The organism is Caballeronia sp. AZ1_KS37 (genome assembly GCF_023631165.1).
Taxonomy (GTDB): Bacteria; Pseudomonadota; Gammaproteobacteria; order Burkholderiales; family Burkholderiaceae; genus Caballeronia; species Caballeronia zhejiangensis.
Genome location: NZ_JALQDP010000024.1, coordinates 74729 through 92195, shown reverse-complemented (window position 1 = coordinate 92195; position 17467 = coordinate 74729). Strand labels below are relative to the sequence as shown.

The 17467-nt window shown below is 61.9% G+C and carries 15 protein-coding genes and 1 riboswitch; of the genes, 12 read left to right on the top strand and 3 right to left on the bottom strand.

Features of this window, described 5'->3' with window-relative positions:
• Nucleotides 1-186 precede the first annotated feature (186 nt).
• Nucleotides 187-1845: an OmpA family protein gene (locus NCS00_RS13680; RefSeq protein WP_034473261.1), complete on the top strand. Its 1659-nt coding sequence runs from the start codon at nucleotides 187-189 to the stop codon at nucleotides 1843-1845.
• A 78-nt stretch (nucleotides 1846-1923) separates the two neighbouring features.
• Here NCS00_RS13680 and NCS00_RS13675 read toward each other — a convergent pair whose 3' ends face one another.
• Nucleotides 1924-2850 carry a LysR family transcriptional regulator gene (locus tag NCS00_RS13675; RefSeq protein ID WP_250440286.1) on the bottom strand — a complete coding sequence of 309 codons (927 nt, stop codon included), beginning with the start codon at nucleotides 2848-2850 and terminating at the stop codon, nucleotides 1924-1926.
• A 128-nt stretch (nucleotides 2851-2978) separates the two neighbouring features.
• On the opposite strand from NCS00_RS13675, the gene NCS00_RS13670 reads away from it, so the two are divergent.
• The 5 genes from NCS00_RS13670 (at nucleotide 2979) to metF (ending at nucleotide 7135) form a co-directional block, all read left to right on the top strand.
• A complete protein-coding gene (locus NCS00_RS13670; protein WP_034473259.1) occupies nucleotides 2979-3422 on the top strand; it encodes a CidA/LrgA family protein in 444 nt (147 codons plus the stop codon).
• Nucleotides 3423-3432: 10 nt separating this feature from the next.
• Nucleotides 3433-4155 (top strand): LrgB family protein, encoded by a 723-nt coding sequence (locus NCS00_RS13665; protein WP_008352604.1) that lies wholly within the window; start codon nucleotides 3433-3435, stop codon nucleotides 4153-4155.
• A gap of 82 nt (nucleotides 4156-4237) precedes the next feature.
• Nucleotides 4238-4373: riboswitch (S-adenosyl-L-homocysteine riboswitch) on the top strand.
• 32 nt (nucleotides 4374-4405) lie between these two features.
• Entirely contained in the window at nucleotides 4406-5827 is a 1422-nt protein-coding gene (gene ahcY, locus NCS00_RS13660) for an adenosylhomocysteinase (protein WP_008352605.1), read from the top strand.
• A 78-nt stretch (nucleotides 5828-5905) separates the two neighbouring features.
• On the top strand, nucleotides 5906-6259 hold the full coding sequence (locus NCS00_RS13655) for a phage holin family protein (protein WP_008352606.1): 354 nt from the start codon (nucleotides 5906-5908) through the stop codon (nucleotides 6257-6259).
• A gap of 36 nt (nucleotides 6260-6295) precedes the next feature.
• On the top strand, nucleotides 6296-7135 hold the full coding sequence (gene metF, locus NCS00_RS13650; protein ID WP_008352607.1) for a methylenetetrahydrofolate reductase [NAD(P)H]: 840 nt from the start codon (nucleotides 6296-6298) through the stop codon (nucleotides 7133-7135).
• A gap of 339 nt (nucleotides 7136-7474) precedes the next feature.
• Here metF and NCS00_RS13645 read toward each other — a convergent pair whose 3' ends face one another.
• Together NCS00_RS13645 and NCS00_RS13640 are read right to left on the bottom strand one after the other, a co-directional pair.
• Complete coding sequence (locus NCS00_RS13645; RefSeq protein WP_250440284.1) at nucleotides 7475-8149, bottom strand: T6SS immunity protein Tli3 family protein; 675 nt, start codon at nucleotides 8147-8149, stop codon at nucleotides 7475-7477.
• Nucleotides 8150-8166: 17 nt separating this feature from the next.
• Nucleotides 8167-10344, bottom strand: a complete 2178-nt coding sequence (locus NCS00_RS13640) for a T6SS effector phospholipase Tle3 domain-containing protein (protein WP_250440283.1) — start codon at nucleotides 10342-10344, stop codon at nucleotides 8167-8169.
• Between the two features lie 190 nt (nucleotides 10345-10534).
• On the opposite strand from NCS00_RS13640, the gene NCS00_RS13635 reads away from it, so the two are divergent.
• From NCS00_RS13635 to NCS00_RS13610, 6 genes are all read left to right on the top strand, one after another.
• Entirely contained in the window at nucleotides 10535-12169 is a 1635-nt protein-coding gene (locus NCS00_RS13635; protein ID WP_008352609.1) for an ABC transporter substrate-binding protein, read from the top strand.
• Nucleotides 12170-12294: 125 nt separating this feature from the next.
• Nucleotides 12295-13305, top strand: a complete 1011-nt coding sequence (locus tag NCS00_RS13630) for an ABC transporter permease subunit (RefSeq protein ID WP_008352611.1) — start codon at nucleotides 12295-12297, stop codon at nucleotides 13303-13305.
• Between the two features lie 91 nt (nucleotides 13306-13396).
• Nucleotides 13397-14314 (top strand): ABC transporter permease subunit, encoded by a 918-nt coding sequence (locus NCS00_RS13625; protein WP_008352613.1) that lies wholly within the window; start codon nucleotides 13397-13399, stop codon nucleotides 14312-14314.
• A 1-nt stretch (nucleotide 14315) separates the two neighbouring features.
• The gene (locus NCS00_RS13620) at nucleotides 14316-15308 is read left to right on the top strand and encodes an ABC transporter ATP-binding protein (protein WP_175979632.1); all 993 of its coding nucleotides are present in this window, start codon (nucleotides 14316-14318) and stop codon (nucleotides 15306-15308) included.
• Nucleotides 15305-16309, top strand: coding sequence for a peptide ABC transporter ATP-binding protein (locus NCS00_RS13615; RefSeq protein WP_175979631.1), 1005 nt, complete (start codon nucleotides 15305-15307; stop codon nucleotides 16307-16309). The genes NCS00_RS13620 and NCS00_RS13615 overlap by 4 nt, the downstream gene beginning before the upstream one ends.
• A gap of 44 nt (nucleotides 16310-16353) precedes the next feature.
• On the top strand, nucleotides 16354-17445 hold the full coding sequence (locus tag NCS00_RS13610) for a TraB/GumN family protein (protein WP_175979630.1): 1092 nt from the start codon (nucleotides 16354-16356) through the stop codon (nucleotides 17443-17445).
• The last annotated feature ends 22 nt before the right edge of the window (nucleotides 17446-17467 follow it).

Below are 17467 nucleotides of genomic sequence, written 5' to 3'. Positions count from 1 at the left end.
CGGATCGGCCGTGTAGAGGCACCGTTCTTTTCGGGATCGATCGGGAATTTTTGATGCGCGCTCCTAAAGCGCCGCTCACTGAGATAAATCCGATTGTTAATCCCGCCCCGATGACGCGCCGGAACCCGAACCTATAATCGGCACGCCTAATTCCGGCGATTAACGCCTTTCACGGAAGCATTCTCAATGAGCATCAACCTCAATCAACTTGTCCAGGGCGCTTTGACCGAAAGCGTGTTGCAGCATGTCGCCGGGCGCATCGGCTGCGCGCCGGAATCCGCGCGGCGCGTCGTGTCGCTGTGCGGGCCGGCGCTGATCGGCGCGATGATGAACAAGGCGTCGTCGCTCGAAGGCGCGCGTCATCTGTTCGCGGCGATCATGTCGCCGGCGACCAACGCGCTGATCGCCGAAGAACTGCCGCACTTCGTCGTGCAGGACGAGGGTTTCAAGACGCTCGTCGACAGCAGCGAAAAAGCCGATGCCGAAATCGCCTCGCGCGACAATCTCAATCTGCTCGCCGAGCGCATCGCCGAATACACGGGCGTCGCGGCGAGCGCCACGCGCACGCTGACCGGCGTGGTCGGCGCGACGCTCTTCGGCGTGCTCAAGCGCTATCTCACGCAGCACAACGGCAATCCCAGCCAGCTTCCGACGCTGCTCGGCCATCAGTTGCCGGTCGTGCGCGCGAACATGACCGACGCGTTCGCCAACGCGCTCGGTCTCGGTTCGGTCGGCGCGTTTCTCGCGGGTGTCGCATCGCGGCTGAAGGCGGTGTCGGCGCATCTGGAACATCCGGCGACGCAGGAAGCCGCCGTGTTCGCGCAGCCGCAGGAAGCGCCCGCCGCCGCCGATCACGCCGTGAAGGAAGACGCGGGCCGGAAGAAATGGTGGTGGATCGCATCCGCTGCCGCGCTCGCGATGTTCGCGGTTCTGGCCGGTCGCGGCTGCTCGACGGACAACAAGCCGGAAGACGCCGCGCCCGTCGCGAAGCCGGACGCCGCTTCCGACGCGAGCGCCGAGACGGCAACGGGCGCGACGGCCGCCGCGGCCGATCAGGCGTCTGCGCCGGCCGCGCTGCCTTCCAAGGACGCAACGATGTCCTTCGTCGTCGACGCATCCGGCGTTCCGACGCTGACCGCGACCGTCCACGACGAGCACGAACGCCGCGAACTGCTCGACACGCTCGCCGCGAAGCTCGGCGCGGACAAGTTCAAGGCGGACATCGCGGTCGATCCGGACACGAAGCCCGCCGCGTGGATCGCGAAACTCGACGGCCTGCTCCCGGTCATGACGCTGCCGGGCGCGCAAGTGCGCGTGGTTGGCGACAAGATCGACCTGAGCGGCCGCGCGGGCGATTCGAAGCTCGGCTGGCTGGACAAGCTGAAGGCGTTCTTCGGCGACGGCTGGACGATCGGCGCAACCGACACGACCGCCGCCGCAAAAACGCTCGCCGCGTCGGACGCTGCCGCGAATTGCAGTGCCGCCGACGTCGCGAAGAATCTGAATCTGCGTCCGATCAAGTTCGGCTTCGCGTCAAACGAGTTGCCGCGCGCGGCGCTGAACGAACTCGCCGAATCCGCGAAGGGGCTGAAGGATTGCGACGCGAACGGCAAGCCGATCAAGCTGCAGATCGGCGGCTACACGGACAGTTCGGGCAATCCGGCGGTGAATCTCCACTTGTCGGAAAAGCGCGCGCGGTCCGTGCGTTCGTATCTGATCCAGCGTGGCGTGCCGGCCGACACGCTGACGGCGGAAGGTTTCGGCGACGCGCATCCGATCGGCGACAACGCCACGCGCGAAGGCCGCGCGGCGAATCGGCGAATCGAATTCAAGGAACTGAACTGATTCGGGAATCGCGCGAGCCGCTGTAAATGACGCGCCGGTCCGCTCATCGCGGGCCGGCGCGTTTTTTTTGCGTGGATGTCACCGGTTTCGCGGAAAGCCATCGGCCATGAAATCCTGATCCAGATTCGCGGGCAGCATTTCCCGCGCGACCTCGATCCACGCGCGCGCCGCGTGCGACAGATAACCGTTGCGCCGCCAGCCGAGCGCCATGTCCCAGTGAATCTCGGGCGCGACGACCGGACGGCAGGTGAACGCGTTCGCGTCGAGACGCCGGCAGTACGGCGCGGGCAGCAGCGCGATGCCGATGCCTGCCTGCACGAGCGCCGCCATGAAATCCCAAGGCCCGCTGCGGCCGACGATCGTCGGCGCGAAACCCGCGTCACGGCACGCGTTGAGCACGACGTCGTTGAGCGCGAGGCTCTCGCCGTAGAACACGAACGGTTCGGCGGCGAGATCGGTGAGCGCGACTTCGCGGGCGTCGTCCCAGCGCGAACCCTTCGGCGCGACGAGCCAGAGAATCTGCCGGCTCACGGGCAGGACGTCGAACATCGCGGTGTCGACCGGCTGCAAGACGCCGCCCAGTTCGAGCTCCCCGTCGATGAGCGCCGCCTCGATCGCCTTCGAGCCGCGCTCGAACAGCTTCAGCTCAACTTTCGGATAACGGCGACGGAACGCGGCGATGGCCGGCGTGAAGAGCGATCCGCCCATCGGCGGAATACCGATCGTCAGCGTGCCGCGCCCGAACGTGCCGAGATCGTTCAACTCCGCTTCCAGACGCGCGTGCGCCGCCAGCACCTCGACGCCGCGCTGATAGACGATCTGGCCGGCGTCGGTCAGCACCATCTGACGCCCCTCGCGCAGAAGCAGCGGCGAGCCGACCTCGTCCTCCAGCGCCTTCACCATCTTGCTGATGGTCGGCTGCGTCACGAACATGTGTTCGGCGGCAGCGGTGAAGCTCTTCTGCTTCACCACTTCGATGAAGTACCGCAAGGCGCGCAATTCCATCGTCGGCTCCGAATTCCAGTTTGGAATGATTCGAATAAGGTTAAGTCATTTTTATTATGCAAGGTGCGCCCATATACTCAGCCTACGGGATAACCCTAATCAGTCGCCTTCAGCCCACGAGATCCGCCATGTCCACCGCCCTGCCGATCAAAACGCCGTCCGCCTTCGCCCGCTTCCTGCGCGTCGCGGTGCAGTCCGCCGCGCTCGCGGGGATCTGGGTCGTAGCGGATTTCGTCGCGCGCAAGCTGTCGCTGCCCGTGCCGGGCGGCGTGATCGGCCTCGTCGCGCTGCTCGCGCTGCTGTTCTGCGGCGGCGTCGCGCCGCGCTGGGTCAAGGCGGGCGCGGACTGGCTGCTTTCCGACATGCTGCTCTTCTTCATCCCGGCGGCGGTCGCGGCGGTCCAGTACGGCGGCCTGTTCATGGAAGACGGCTGGCGGCTCGCGCTCGTGGTCGTCGGCGGAACGTTGATGGTGATGGTGGCCGTGGCGTTCGCCGTCGACCGTGCGGCGCGCCTGGAACGCCGTCTCGCCCTGCGCCGTGTGCTCGTCGCGCGACACGCGGCCCGCGCCTGAGCGAGCGGACATGAACCACTTCTTTGCCTCGCTTCTCGAAGACGACGCCGCGCGCCTCATCGCGGCCGGCTGCTTCGTGCTGACCGTCGCGCTGTACTTCGCGGCCAAGCATCTGTACGCGCGCTTCCGGCGGCCGTGGCTCACGCCGCTTCTGGCCGTGCCGGCGGTGCTCGCGGTCATCGTCGTGATTGCGCGCATTCCGTACTCGGTCTATTACACCGACACGCGCTGGCTCATGTGGCTGCTCGGACCGGCGACGGTCGCGTTCGCGGTGCCGATCTATGAGTACCGCGAACTCATCAAGCGGCACTGGATTTCGCTGACCGTCGGCGTGACGGTCGGCATTCTGGTGGCGGTCGGCGGTTCGCTCGCGCTCGCGAAGCTGCTGCATCTGTCGCCGGAATTGCAGCGCAGCCTCGCGACGCGTTCCGTGTCGACGCCGTTCGCGCTCGCCGTCTCCGACAAGATCCACGCGCCCAAAGACCTCACCGCGCTCTTCGTGATCGCGACGGGCGTCTGCGGCATGCTCTTCGGCGAAATCGTGCTCGCGCTCGTGCCGCTGCGCACGCGGCTCGCGCGCGGCGCGTTGTTCGGCGCGGCGGCGCATGGCGTCGGCACGGCGAAGGCGCGCGAACTGGGGAGCGAAGAGGGCGTCGTCGCGAGTCTCACGATGATGATCGCCGGTGTCGTGATGGTGCTGCTCGCGCCAGTGCTCTCCGTACTGCCTTTCTGAGCGCTTGCGCGCGCCGCGGAAGTCCCTCTTCGGCGTCTCGAAAACGCATTCGCCACACGAGACTTTGCTACAATCGACGCTCGTTTCCGAGGAGCGTTGCGACGGGCGATTCATCGAATCCGCCCGCCAGGCTCGGAAGCATTCAATCCGGACGGTTCGAAAGCGCCAGGCAGTCAAGGCGCCCGCTGAGCCACCGCATCGAACGGCGCTCACGTCAACATTTCTAGTCTTTTTAGAAAAGGAGGGCGTGATGAACGCCGCAGTTCTCGATTCCAACGGTTCCAAGGATTACATCGTTGCCGACATGTCGCTTGCCGCATGGGGCCGCAAAGAGCTCGACATCGCCGAAACGGAAATGCCGGGTCTCATCCAGACGCGCGAAGAGTACAAGGCGCAGCAGCCGCTGAAGGGCGCGCGCATCGCCGGCTCGCTGCACATGACGATTCAGACGGGCGTGCTGATCGAAACGCTCACGGCGCTGGGCGCGGACGTGCGCTGGGCATCGTGCAACATCTTCTCGACGCAGGATCACGCAGCTGCAGCGATCGCCGCGGGCGGCACGCCGGTGTTCGCGTTCAAGGGCGAATCGCTCGACGAATACTGGGAATTCTCGCATCGCATTTTCGAATGGCCGAACGGCGAATTCGCCAACATGATTCTCGATGACGGCGGCGATGCAACGCTGCTGCTCATCCTCGGCGCGAAGGCGGAAAAGGACCGTTCGGTCATCGCCAAGCCGACGAACGAAGAAGAAATCGCGCTCTACAAGTCGATCGCGAAGCACCTCGACGCCGATCCGACGTGGTACTCCACGCGCCTTTCGCACATTCAGGGCGTGACGGAAGAAACCACGACGGGCGTGCATCGCCTGTATCAGATGGAAAAGGAAGGACGCCTGCCGTTCCCCGCCATCAACGTGAACGATTCGGTCACGAAGTCGAAGTTCGACAATCTGTACGGCTGCCGCGAATCGCTCGTCGACGGCATCAAGCGCGCGACCGACGTGATGATCGCCGGCAAGATCGCGGTCGTCGCGGGTTACGGCGACGTGGGCAAGGGCTGCGCGCAATCGCTGCGCGGTCTGGGCGCGACGGTGTGGGTCACGGAAATCGATCCGATCTGCGCGCTGCAAGCCGCAATGGAAGGCTACCGCGTCGTGACGATGGAATACGCCGCGAGCCGCGCCGACATCTTCGTCACCGCGACGGGCAACTATCACGTCATCAACCACGATCACATGAAGGCGATGCGCAACAACGCGATCGTCTGCAACATCGGCCACTTCGATTCGGAAATCGATATCGCGTCGACGCGTCAATACACGTGGGACAACATAAAGCCGCAGGTGGATCACATCGTCTTCCCGGACGGCAAGAAGATCATCATTCTGGCTGAAGGGCGTCTCGTGAACCTCGGCTGCGCGACGGGCCATCCGTCCTTCGTGATGTCGAACTCGTTCACGAACCAGACGCTGGCGCAGATCGAACTGTTCACGCAGGGCAAGAAGTACGAGAACAAGGTCTACGTGCTGCCGAAGCATCTCGACGAAAAGGTCGCGCGCCTGCACCTCGGCCGTATCGGCGCGGAACTGACCGTGCTGTCGGACGAGCAGGCCGGCTACATCGGCGTCGACAAGAACGGCCCGTTCAAGCCGAACCACTACCGCTATTAAACGCTGACGGCAGCCGTAACAGGCGCGGGCGTGACGACCACGCCCGCGCGATTCAACGCATCAACCGGAGATTTCTCGATGACCGTGCTGCTGACATGGCTGATCAACGCGCTCGCGCTGCTGATCATCACCTACCTCGTGCCTTCGATTCATATCCGCAGTTTCGGCACGGCGCTCATCATCGCGGTGGTGCTGGGTCTCATCAACGCGATCATCCGGCCTGTTCTCATCATTCTCACGTTGCCGGTGACCATCGTCACGCTCGGGTTCTTCATACTCGTCGTGAATGCGCTGTGCTTCTGGCTGTGCTCGTCGCTGTTGAAGGGCTTCGAAGTATCGGGCTTCTGGTCCGCGTTCTTCGGCTCGATTCTCTACAGCATCGTGTCGTGGCTGCTGTCGGCGCTGATCTTCGGGAATCGCAACTTCGGTTGACGTTGGACCGCGCGCTGCCGTGCGTCAAAAAACATCATGAAACCGATCGAACTCTCATTCGAGTTTTTCCCGCCGAAGACGCAGGAAGGCGTGGACAAGCTGCGCGCGTCCCGCGCCGAGTTGAAGAAGCTCTCGCCCAAGTTCGTCTCCGTGACGTTCGGCGCGGGCGGCTCCACGCAGCAAGGCACGCTCGACACCGTGCTCGAAATGGCCGCGGAAGGCTTCGAGGCCGCGCCGCATCTCTCGTGCATCGGCTCGTCGAAGGACAGTCTGCGCGCCATTCTCTTGCAGTACCGCGAGCACGGTATTCGCCACATCGTCGCGCTGCGCGGCGATCTGCCTTCGGGCATGGGCGAAGTCGGCGAGTTGCGCTATGCGTCGGAACTGGTGGCGTTCATCCGTCAGGAGCACGGCGACTGGTTCAACATCGAAGTGGCCGCGTATCCGGAGTTTCATCCGCAATCGAGGTCGCCGAAAGCCGATCTCGAAAACTTCGCGCGCAAGGTGAAGGCGGGTGCGAACTCGGCGATCACGCAGTACTTCTTCAACGCCGATTCCTACTTCAAGTTCGTCGAGGAAGCGCGCAAGCTCGGCGTCGACGTGCCGATCGTGCCGGGCATCATGCCGATCACGAACTTCTCGCAACTGATGCGCTTCTCCGACATGTGCGGCGCCGAAGTGCCGAAGTGGATCGCACGGCGGCTTGAAAGCTTCGGCGACGATCGCGAGTCGATCCGCGCGTTCGGCGTCGACGTGGTGACGGGCCTGTGCCGCCGTCTCATCGATGATGGCGCGCCGGGTCTGCACTTCTACACGCTCAACGGCGCGTGGGCGTCGAAGACGGTTTGCGAACGTCTCGGCTTCAAGAGCGTCTGATCAGCATCAATGTTTCACCCGCGCGGCGCTCGCCGCGCGGTTCCTGGTCGAGGCATTCGAAGCGCGGGACTCAGTGCATTTCTCGGACGGACGAGGTCATTTTTCGTTCGCCGCTTCTGGATGCGATGGCTTCGCACTAACTCGACCGCATGTCGTTGTACTAGGTCTCTCCCGCGCAATTGTCGTAGCTTTCTAATGTCACGAAACGTGACAACGGCTTGGTCGTATCGGACGATTTCTACTTGACGTGCTTGCTGGCATGCGGCCAACAGCAGCAGAGCAAGTCCTATCTACTGTCTCATTCATTTACGTACCGTTTTTGTTTCTAACTTAGTCGCTCTAATGTCTATTCGTTGGGCGAATTGACGCGTCGCAGACGTAGTGGTCTTGGCCGGAAGGGGAGTGCAATCCCTTAGGCAAAGTTGTGCTGAATAGAATGGTTACGCCTTCCGGCAACCTCGCATTTTTACCGTAGACATAACCCGGTCCTAACGGATAGCGATCCGTCAGTGTGTCTCCGAAATTTCCCCATTTTCTCGTTATATATAGCGAATCAGCCGTAACGGAAAGGGTATATTCCTTCGACGCTTCGACCGAGTCGTACGAAATATGGTCGCGGTCATACTGCATCCAATTAAACGTCCGTCCGCCGTCGGTCGAATATGCCGCGTAATTCATGCATCCGCGATCACCGCACAGATTTGTTGATACTTTTGGGATCACTACGTTCATGCCCGTTGGGTCGTCGATGATCAGTTTGCCGAGAAAACCGCCGACCCACATGTCGTCAACCAAGGTCCGCACGCCTGTATGCGTGTCGTTGTACCAAGTGTCACCGAAGCAATGGTCGTAATTTTCGAGAGTCACAAAACGATAATCGTCGATCCGATAGATCACCTGCACAGGCGAGTCATACTGTTTTTTCGGCAGATCGCTCGGCACAACCCGACCTGTTTCAAATTCACGTGCACTCATCTGCTGACATCCAGCAAGGAACGTCAGCAGTAACAACACGATTGTCCTCAGTCGTTTCATTGCTCGTACACCGGTTTGTTGATCTTTTGGCGTTCCGCTTCTGCGGCTACGATTTCATCCGTAATGGTTTCAGGATCAATTCCTTTGGGTATGGGAGGAACATTGAGCGTTCCCTTATCGAAGTATTCGTCACCGATCTGCGTCCAATCCGCGTCTTTGATCAGACTGAGCCAGAAATCGAGCGAGTCGTGCGACTCGCAGAAACCGATCGGCAAATCCCACGCCACCACCCGACTCATGAATTCATGATGTTGCGGCAAGGTGCTGTGATTCGTCGGCATCGGTTGATATTCTTCGATGCGCTTGATCATTTCCGCGTGGTTTTCCGTACGCATTAGCGGGCCCTGCGCATAGGGATCGTTCATGACCTGCTTTTCCAGGCGATGTATGGATTCGAGGTAAGGAACGCCAGGATCCAAATAATTTCCACGCTTATCTTTTGCGCCGAGCGCATCCTGATCGCTCAACGCTTCCTCGAAGTACCGTTCAACCGGTTGCTTGCTTTCTACCGTCTGGCCTGCTTCGACCCGCGTGACAATACGTTGTTGCTTCTTGGACATCTCCTCAGCCGTAATAGGATGAGGTACTTGCTCGGCATTGATATTGACCTTCTGATTCCTGCCCGGCACCGTCCATAGCTCGACTCCAGCCGCTGTTCGGTTGCCATTCCAGAAATCGCCCGGCTTTACGCCAGGCTCAGGATTAGGAATCGGCGGCAAAGTACCAAAGTTCGTCGTCGCCGGCGCGTCCCCACAGGACGTGCCTCGTGCCAGCATCCGCTGTTTGACGGTATCGCCCAGTTCATCGATCAATGCGTCACTCACGCCTTGCCAGCCGATGCTTTGAAGGGCTTTGCTGCCCATCACCCGGTCGTGCGGATTGAAGTACACGTAAAGGCGCCCGTGATTGTCACGTTCCTTGATTCCGTTGTTTACGGCATTGACATGCCACAGTTCCATTTCCTGCGTCGCGCCCACATGAAGCATTCCATGTTCTTCGTCGGTAAAGACCTTTTTATCCTTCTTAATGCGTTCCGCCACGTTGCGGAATGTATTGACACGCGCCTGCGTTGTGGGGCGACTGTGCCAGCACGTCAACGCGTCTGTGGATTTGTCTTCCAGCGAAAAAGGCGAGTTCATTACCACCAGCGAATCGGGCGCGCGCGTCTTGCACATGAGCGTGGCCGCCATGCTGATCATCGTTCCCTGACTATGCGACATAACGGTGATCGTATCGTCCGGACAGCGCGTGCGGATCTTGTCAATCAAATTCGCGAGGCGTTGCGCCGCGTGGGCGTAGTACTGACGGCCAGGAGCGTCGTGCAGTTCCCGGTCCCATTCGGTGTTGAACCATTGGAGGTTGAATACTTTGGCAATTCTGGGTGAGAAGCCGGTTTCGCTCCACAGTTGCTGGAGGTTGTTCGTGCCGTTCTGAAAGGGACCGCCGCCCCAAAACCACGGCCCTGAATCCTTCAAGTCCCTGGTTTTCCAGCCATCCTCGTCACGGATGTTTTTTAGCGGCACACGCCATTTATGCTCCTTGCCTTCTTGAGCGCGATAGCCCCAATAAAAGCGAATCACCGGGGAATACCCGCCGTTCGCGATCCGTCGCACGGACACACCACCTTTACCGTCACTGGTCGTGTAGTCGTTCGACTTGAGGTCCTTCCGCCCCAATCTCGCATTCAACCCCTCACATAGCGCCTTCTCCGCCGCTTCGTACCATTCCCCTTCCGAGTTAACGCCATGCACGAAGATAACGACGCCCGGCAAAGCCGGCGGAACACGACACTCGGCATACACCTGATAACTTTCAGGTGTCATGTAGGACTCCCAAAACGGCCGCCCGAAGACGTCGGCCTGCATCGGCACAACGCAAGTGGCGGTTTCTAATTTGTAGCGTTTTGGTTGCGCATCGTCAGACGCGGCGCCTTCCCGCTGGTCGGGCGTATCTCGCCCGGTCATCTTTTCGTTCAATTTTTGCTCCGTTCGGCTGGATTCGCCCAGTTCGGCGTGCTCGTTTTTTTTAGCATGCGCGTGCTCAACCAGTGGAAAAATAGTGTCGCATCCTGCCGAGTGGCAGCCTTTCGGAGCAATCAAAGTGGAAATCAAGGAGCGGCGCTTGAGCCCGCCGCGATTCCCAAGATCCGTGTACCGCTTATCACGTTCAAACATGCCCGATAACCTACCCTTATCGGAGCGCCACCGACGACAAACTCTAGTGGGGAAAACCAAGTACACGTGTCACTTTTGTTCGTGCTAGGGTAGCGCCCACTTTGCGCGTGTGCTTCGAAAAAAGCGGGGCGGCGCGATCAAGTACACTCGCGCTACGTCGGCCAGAAGCCGGCATCGACTTGGAGGAAACATGAACAAAAACAGCCTGTTGCGAGCCATCCGCGGATCGGCGCTCGCAGGCGCCGTCGCCACCGCGACGCTCTTTGCGGCAACCGCGGCACACGCCGCGGGAATCCCGAACAAGACGCTCGTGTATTGCTCGGAAGGCAGCCCGGCCGGCTTCGATCCGGCGCAATACACCACCGGCACCGATTTCACCGCGAATACCTTCACCGTCTATAACCGTCTTGTCGAATTCGAGCGCGGCGGCACGAAAGTCGAGCCGGGTCTCGCCGAAAAGTGGGACGTGTCGTCGGATGGCCTCAGCTACACGTTCCATCTGCGTCACGGCGTGAAGTTCCAGACGACGTCGTTCTTCAAGCCGACGCGCGAATTCAACGCGGATGACGTGATCTTCACGTTCAACCGCATGCTCGATCCGAACAATCCGTTCCGCAAGGCGTACAACGTCCAGTTTCCGTACTTCACGGACCTCGGCATGGACAAGCTGATCTCGAAGATCGAGAAGGTCGATCCGTACACCGTGAAGTTCACGCTGAAGGAAGTCAGCGCACCGTTCATCCAGAACATGGCGATGGAATACGCGTCGATCCTGTCCGCCGAGTACACGGACAAGCTGCTGAAAGACGGCAAGGCCGCCGACATCAACCAGCAGCCGGTCGGCACGGGTCCGTTCATCTTCCGCAGCTACACGAAGGACGCGACCATCCGCTTCGACGGCAATCCTGATTACTGGAAGCCGAACGCCGTGCAGATCAGCAAGCTGATCTTCTCGATCACGCCGGACGCGGCCGTGCGCGTGCAGAAGCTGAAGAACAACGAATGCCAGGTGATGAGCTATCCGCGTCCGGGCGATATCGCCGCGCTGAAGTCGGCATCGAATGTCGATACGCCGTCACAGGCGGGCTTCAACGAAGGCTATGTCGCGTACAACGTGACGAAGAAGGGCCTCGACAACACCGACGTGCGCCGCGCGCTCGACATGGCGATCAACAAGAAGGCGATCATCGATTCCGTGTATCAGGGCGCGGGCCAGCCGGCCACCGCACCGATGCCGCCGACGCAGTGGTCCTACGACAAGAACCTGAAGGGCCAGACATACGACACCGCGAAGGCGAAGGAACTGCTCTCGAAGGCGGGCTTCCCGAACGGCTTCGAAATCACGCTCTGGGCGATGCCGGTTCAACGCGCGTACAACCCGAACGCGCGGCTGATGGCGGAAATGATCCAGGCCGACTGGGCGAAGATCGGCGTGAAGGCGAACATCGTTTCGTACGAGTGGGGCGAGTATCTGAAGCGCGCGCACGCGGGCGAACACGATGCGCTCCTGATCGGCTGGACCGGCGACAACGGCGACCCCGACAACTGGCTCGGCACGCTGCTCGGCTGCGACGCCGTGAAGGGCAGCAACTTCTCGAAGTGGTGCTACAAGCCGTTCGACGAACTCGTCGTGAAGGGCCGTTCGACGACCGATGTCGCCGCGCGCACGAAGGCTTACACCGATGCGCAGCAGATCTTCGCGCAGCAACTGCCGTTCTCGCCGATCGCGCACTCGACGGTGTATCAGCCGGTGAGCAAGAAGGTGACGAACATGAAGATCGAGCCGCTCGGCTACGTTCGCTTCGATGGCGTCGGCATGCAATAAAGTTTGTCTACGGAACGCTTTTTGCACTAAACCATAGTTAATCGAACAGGTCCGGCGGCGCGGGTCCACAAGATCCAAGCCGCCGGTCACGTTTTGAGTCCTCCCAATACCGAAAAGGACGATCCATGTTCCGATTCGTTTTGCGACGCATAGGAATGGTGATACCGACGTTCATCGGCATTACGATTCTCGCGTTCGCGCTCATCCACCTGATTCCCGGCGACCCCATCGAAGTGATGATGGGCGAGCGTGGCGTCGATCCCGCGATGCACGCCGAAGCCATGAAGCGCCTCGGTCTCGACCAGCCGCTGCCGGTCCAATACCTCACCTACGTCGGGCACGCGCTGAAAGGCGATCTCGGCACGTCGATCATCACGAATACCAGCGTGATGGGCGAGTTCCTCGCGCGCTTTCCGGCGACCGTCGAACTCTCCATCTGCGCGATGATCTTCGCGCTCGTCGTCGGCTTGCCGGCGGGCGTCGCGGCGGCGCTCAGGCGCGGCACGGTCGTCGATCACGGCGTGATGGGCACCGCGCTCACGGGCTATTCGATGCCGATTTTCTGGTGGGGCTTGATCCTCATCATGTTCTTCTCGGCGAAGCTCGGCTGGACGCCGGTGTCGGGCCGCATCGCGGTCGAATACGACATTCCGCACGTCACCGGCTTCATGTTGATCGACGCGCTCTTCTCGAGCGACGAAGGCGCGTTCACGTCGGCGGTGTCGCATCTGATTCTGCCGACCATCGTGCTCGGCACGATTCCGCTGGCGGTCGTCGCGCGCATGACGCGCTCGTCGATGCTCGAAGTGCTGCGCGAGGACTACATCCGCACGGCGCGCGCGAAGGGTTTGTCGCCGCTGCGCGTGGTCGTCGTGCATGCGCTGCGCAACGCGCTGATTCCTGTCGTGACCGTGATCGGCCTGCAGGTCGGCACGCTGCTCGCGGGCGCGGTGCTGACCGAGACGCTGTTCTCGTGGCCGGGTGTCGGCAAGTGGCTCATCGACGCCATTTCGCGCCGCGATTATCCGGTCGTGCAAGGCGGCATTCTGATGATCGCGACGCTCGTGATCGTCGTGAACCTGGTCGTCGATTTGTTGTACGGCGTGTTGAATCCGCGCATTCGCCATACTCGCTGAGGAAAACATGTACCCCCACGCTCACACTTGTTCGCTGCCCCCCAAGGGGGCGCATGCCTCGCTTGAGGCCGCTCGGCGCGAGGCATAACGAATGGCTGACGTTCAAAACAATCTCCCGCCGGGCGCGCTCACGCCGCCGTCCGGGCGCATGGTCGCGGCGCGCGAATTCTGGGCGAATTTCTCGCGCAATCGCGGCGCCGTCGTCGCGGGCGTGATCGTGCTCGTGCTGATTCTCGTCGCGCTGCTCGCGCCGCTGATCGCACCGCATAGCCCGATCGAGCAATATCGCGATTACGTGAAAATTCCGCCCGCGTGGCTCGAAGGCGGCAACCGCATGTTCCTGCTCGGCACCGATGAAGCCGGCCGCGACATTCTCTCGCGTCTCATGTACGGCGCGCGGCTGTCGTTCTGGATCGGCTTCGTGTCGGTCGTGCTCGCGCTGATTCCGGGCGTCGTGCTCGGTCTGATGGCCGCGTTCTTCCACTGGCTCGATACGCCGATCATGCGCGTGATGGACGTGCTGCTCGCGTTGCCTTCGCTGCTGCTCGCGGTCGCGGTCGTCGCGATCATCGGGCCGGGGCTCGTCAACACGATGCTCGCCATCGCCATCGTCGCGCTGCCGGGATACGTGCGTCTCACGCGCGCGTCGGCGCTCGGCGAATTGCAGAAGGAATACGTGACGGCATCGCGCGTCGCGGGCGCGGGCACCGTGCGCCTGATGTTCTCGCAAGTGCTGCCGAACTGCGCCGCGCCGCTGATCGTGCAGGCGACGCTCGGTTTCTCGTCCGCGATTCTCGATGCTGCCGCGCTCGGCTTTCTCGGCCTCGGCGTGCAGCCGCCGGCGGCGGAGTGGGGCGCGATGCTCGCATCGGCGCGCGATTACATCGAAAGCGCATGGTGGATCGTGACGATGCCAGGCCTGTCGATCCTGATCTCGGTGCTCGTCATCAATCTGCTCGGCGACGGTCTGCGCGATGCGCTCGATCCGAAACTCAAACGGATGGGCTGACATGAACGATCTTCTGACTATCCGCAATTTGCAGGTGACGTTCGGCGGCACGCAGGCCGTCGATCGCATCGATCTGTCCGTGAAGCCGGGCGAAGTCGTCGGCGTCGTCGGCGAATCCGGCTCGGGCAAGAGCGTCACGATGATGGCGCTGATGGGCCTCATCGACGCACCGGGCAAAGTAACCGCCGATCAGGTCACGTTCGACGGGAAGGATTTGCTGAAGGCGTCGGCGCGCGCGCGTCGCAGGATCATCGGCAAGGACATCGCGATGGTGTTTCAGGACGCGCTGACGAGCCTGAACCCGAGCTACACCGTCGGCTATCAGATCAAGGAAGTGCTGAAGCTGCACGAAGGTCTGCGCGGCGATGCGCTCGACAAACGCGCGCTCGAACTGCTCGATCAGGTCGGCATTCCGGACGCGAAGAACCGCATCAATTCGTTTCCGCATCAGATGTCGGGCGGCATGAATCAGCGCGTGATGATCGCGATGGCGGTCGCATGCAATCCGAAGCTGCTGATCGCCGACGAGCCCACCACCGCGCTCGACGTGACGATCCAGGCGCAGATCATGGAACTGCTCGTGAAGCTGCAGAAGGAACGCGGCATGGCGCTCGTGCTGATTTCGCACGATCTCGCGGTCGTGTCCGAAGTGGCACAGCGCGTCGCGGTGATGTACGCGGGCGAGATCATCGAAACGAATCATGTGCCGACGATCTTCAGCGAGCCGCATCATCCGTACACGGAAGCGCTGCTCGCGGCGATTCCCGAACATTCGCGCGGCGCGGAACGTCTCGCGGCGCTGCCGGGCATGGTGCCGGGCAAGGACGATCGCCCGAGCGGATGTCTCTTCGCGCCGCGCTGCAAATATGTCGTCGACGATTGCCGGAAGGCGCGGCCGAATCTGTATCAGCTCGACAAGAACGATCCGGCCGTGCGGGCGCGCTGCATCAAGCCGTTGAACATCGATGTGGTCGTGGAAGGAGGCGCGCGATGAACGCCGTACCGAAGGAATCGAATCAGGACATCGTGCTCGCCGCCGACAAGCTCACGAAGCATTACGACGTGAAACGCAGCGCGTTCAAGCACGGCACGGTGAAGGCGTTGAACGGCGTGTCGTTCGAATTGAAGCGCGGGCGCACGCTTGCGGTCGTCGGCGAATCGGGATGCGGCAAGTCCACGCTCGCGCGTCAATTGACGATGATCGAAGCGCCCACGTCGGGCCGTCTGCTGATCGAAGGCGACGATGTCGCGGGCGCGAGCCGTGCGAAGATCGCCGAGTTGCGTCAGCGCGTGCAGATGGTGTTCCAGAACCCTTTCGCGTCGCTGAATCCGCGCAAGACCGTCGAGCAGACGCTCGGCGAACCGCTCGCGATCAACACGAAGCTCTCGTCGACGGAGCGCGCCGAGCGCATCGCGAAGATGATGCGTACCGTCGGCTTGCGGCCGGAACACGCGTCGCGTTATCCGCACATGTTTTCGGGCGGGCAGCGTCAGCGCGTGGCGATCGCGCGGGCGATGATTCTCGATCCGCAGATCGTCGTCGCCGACGAGCCGGTGTCCGCGCTCGACGTGTCGATTCAGGCGCAGATCCTGAATCTGTTCATGGATCTCCAGGCGCAGTTCGGCACGAGCTACGTGTTCATCTCGCACAATTTGTCGGTGGTGGAGCATATCGCCGACGACGTGATGGTGATGTACTTCGGCGGCGTCGCGGAAGTCGGCGACAAGAAGACGATTTTCGCGAAGCCGCGCCATCCGTACACGCGCGCGCTCATGTCCGCGACGCCCGCGATCTTCGAGGAAGACCGGCGCATCAAGATCAAGCTGCAGGGCGAGATGCCGTCGCCGCTCAATCCGCCATCGGGCTGCACGTTCCATCAGCGCTGCCCGTATGCGATCGAGCGATGCCGTGTCGAAGAGCCGAAACTGCGCGTGGTCGATGGACGTCAGGTGTCGTGCCATCGCGCCGAGGAGGTCGGCGAAGCCGAAGTCTGAATCTCGCCGGAAGGCTGCACGACGCGTCACGCGAATGTTTTAAGATGTCGATCGTGCAGGATTCAACCGTCAAGCCGCGCTTTTCGCGCGCGGCGTTCGCCAAAACGACAGCCCTCGTGCTGTCGTTCTTGCTGTTTACGGCGGGTGTCTCGGTGTCGCCTTCGGGCTTCGCGGTGGTCGGATCGCGCACGCCGCAGGCCGCGGGCGATGCGGGGTCCGCCGCCGCGCCTGCCAATCCCGCTCCGCCGCCGCGCACGGACCGCTCGACCGGCACGACCGCGAGCGGCCCGGTGCGCGCGCAGCCGCCGCGCATGCCGTTCTACGTCGCGACCAAGGGCACGACGACCATCTATCTGCTCGGCACGCTCCATGTGGGTTTCGCGAGCGACTATCCGCCCGAGCAACCGTTTCGCAAATCGATACTCGCGGCGCTCGATGCATCGCCTACGCTCGCGCTCGAGATTTCCCCCGACGATCTCCTGCTCTCTCAAGACGATGTGAATCGTTATGGCATGTGCCGCAGCGCGTGTCTGATCGACTATTTGCCTGACTCGATGTGGAAGAAGGTCGAGGCGCGCATGCGCAGCAATCCGGCGGCGCTGAAGGAGATCCGGCATACGCGGCCATGGCTCGCATCGATGCTGATCGAAACCTACGACACGTTGAAGGCCGGGTTTCAAAGCGAGTACGGAACCGAGGCGCAGTTGCAGAACGTGTATCTTCGCGCGCGCGGGAAGATCGTCGGACTGGAAACGCTGAACGAGCAGATTTCGACATTCACGCGGCTTTCGTCGGCGCAGCAACGCGAAATGCTCGCGCAGGATCTCGTGCAGACGCCGGCGGAGAACGTCGCCGATGTGAAGGAGTTGCACCGGCTGTGGCGCATCGGCGACGCGGATGCGCTCAAGGCCTGGGACGACGCCAAGTCGAGCAAGCTGGCGCGGAACAAGGCGCTCGCGGCGCAGGTCGACAATCGCGTGGTGTATCAGCGGAATCAGCGGTTCGTGCAGCGGATCGTCGCCATCGCCGCGCCGGATAAACCGGTGTTCGTGGCGATCGGCGCGTTGCATCTCGGCGGGCCGCGGGGCGTGCTCGAGCTTCTGAGAAAGCGAGGGTTCGTGGTGGAAGCGGGGTGATCGCCAGATCGCCGGGCCAGCC

Bases quoted from the DNA above. Each gene is read 5' to 3' on its own strand.
- NCS00_RS13680 (WP_034473261.1), top strand. From the start codon at position 187: ATGAGCATCAACCTCAATCAACTTGTCCAGGGCGCTTTGACCGAAAGC.
- NCS00_RS13675 (WP_250440286.1), bottom strand. From the start codon at position 2,850: ATGGAATTGCGCGCCTTGCGGTACTTCATCGAAGTGGTGAAGCAGAAG.
- NCS00_RS13670 (WP_034473259.1), top strand. From the start codon at position 2,979: ATGTCCACCGCCCTGCCGATCAAAACGCCGTCCGCCTTCGCCCGCTTC.
- NCS00_RS13665 (WP_008352604.1), top strand. From the start codon at position 3,433: ATGAACCACTTCTTTGCCTCGCTTCTCGAAGACGACGCCGCGCGCCTC.
- ahcY (WP_008352605.1), top strand. From the start codon at position 4,406: ATGAACGCCGCAGTTCTCGATTCCAACGGTTCCAAGGATTACATCGTT.
- NCS00_RS13655 (WP_008352606.1), top strand. From the start codon at position 5,906: ATGACCGTGCTGCTGACATGGCTGATCAACGCGCTCGCGCTGCTGATC.
- metF (WP_008352607.1), top strand. From the start codon at position 6,296: ATGAAACCGATCGAACTCTCATTCGAGTTTTTCCCGCCGAAGACGCAG.
- NCS00_RS13640 (WP_250440283.1), bottom strand. From the start codon at position 10,344: ATGTTTGAACGTGATAAGCGGTACACGGATCTTGGGAATCGCGGCGGG.
- NCS00_RS13635 (WP_008352609.1), top strand. From the start codon at position 10,535: ATGAACAAAAACAGCCTGTTGCGAGCCATCCGCGGATCGGCGCTCGCA.
- NCS00_RS13630 (WP_008352611.1), top strand. From the start codon at position 12,295: ATGTTCCGATTCGTTTTGCGACGCATAGGAATGGTGATACCGACGTTC.
- NCS00_RS13625 (WP_008352613.1), top strand. From the start codon at position 13,397: ATGGCTGACGTTCAAAACAATCTCCCGCCGGGCGCGCTCACGCCGCCG.
- NCS00_RS13620 (WP_175979632.1), top strand. From the start codon at position 14,316: ATGAACGATCTTCTGACTATCCGCAATTTGCAGGTGACGTTCGGCGGC.
- NCS00_RS13615 (WP_175979631.1), top strand. From the start codon at position 15,305: ATGAACGCCGTACCGAAGGAATCGAATCAGGACATCGTGCTCGCCGCC.
- NCS00_RS13610 (WP_175979630.1), top strand. From the start codon at position 16,354: ATGTCGATCGTGCAGGATTCAACCGTCAAGCCGCGCTTTTCGCGCGCG.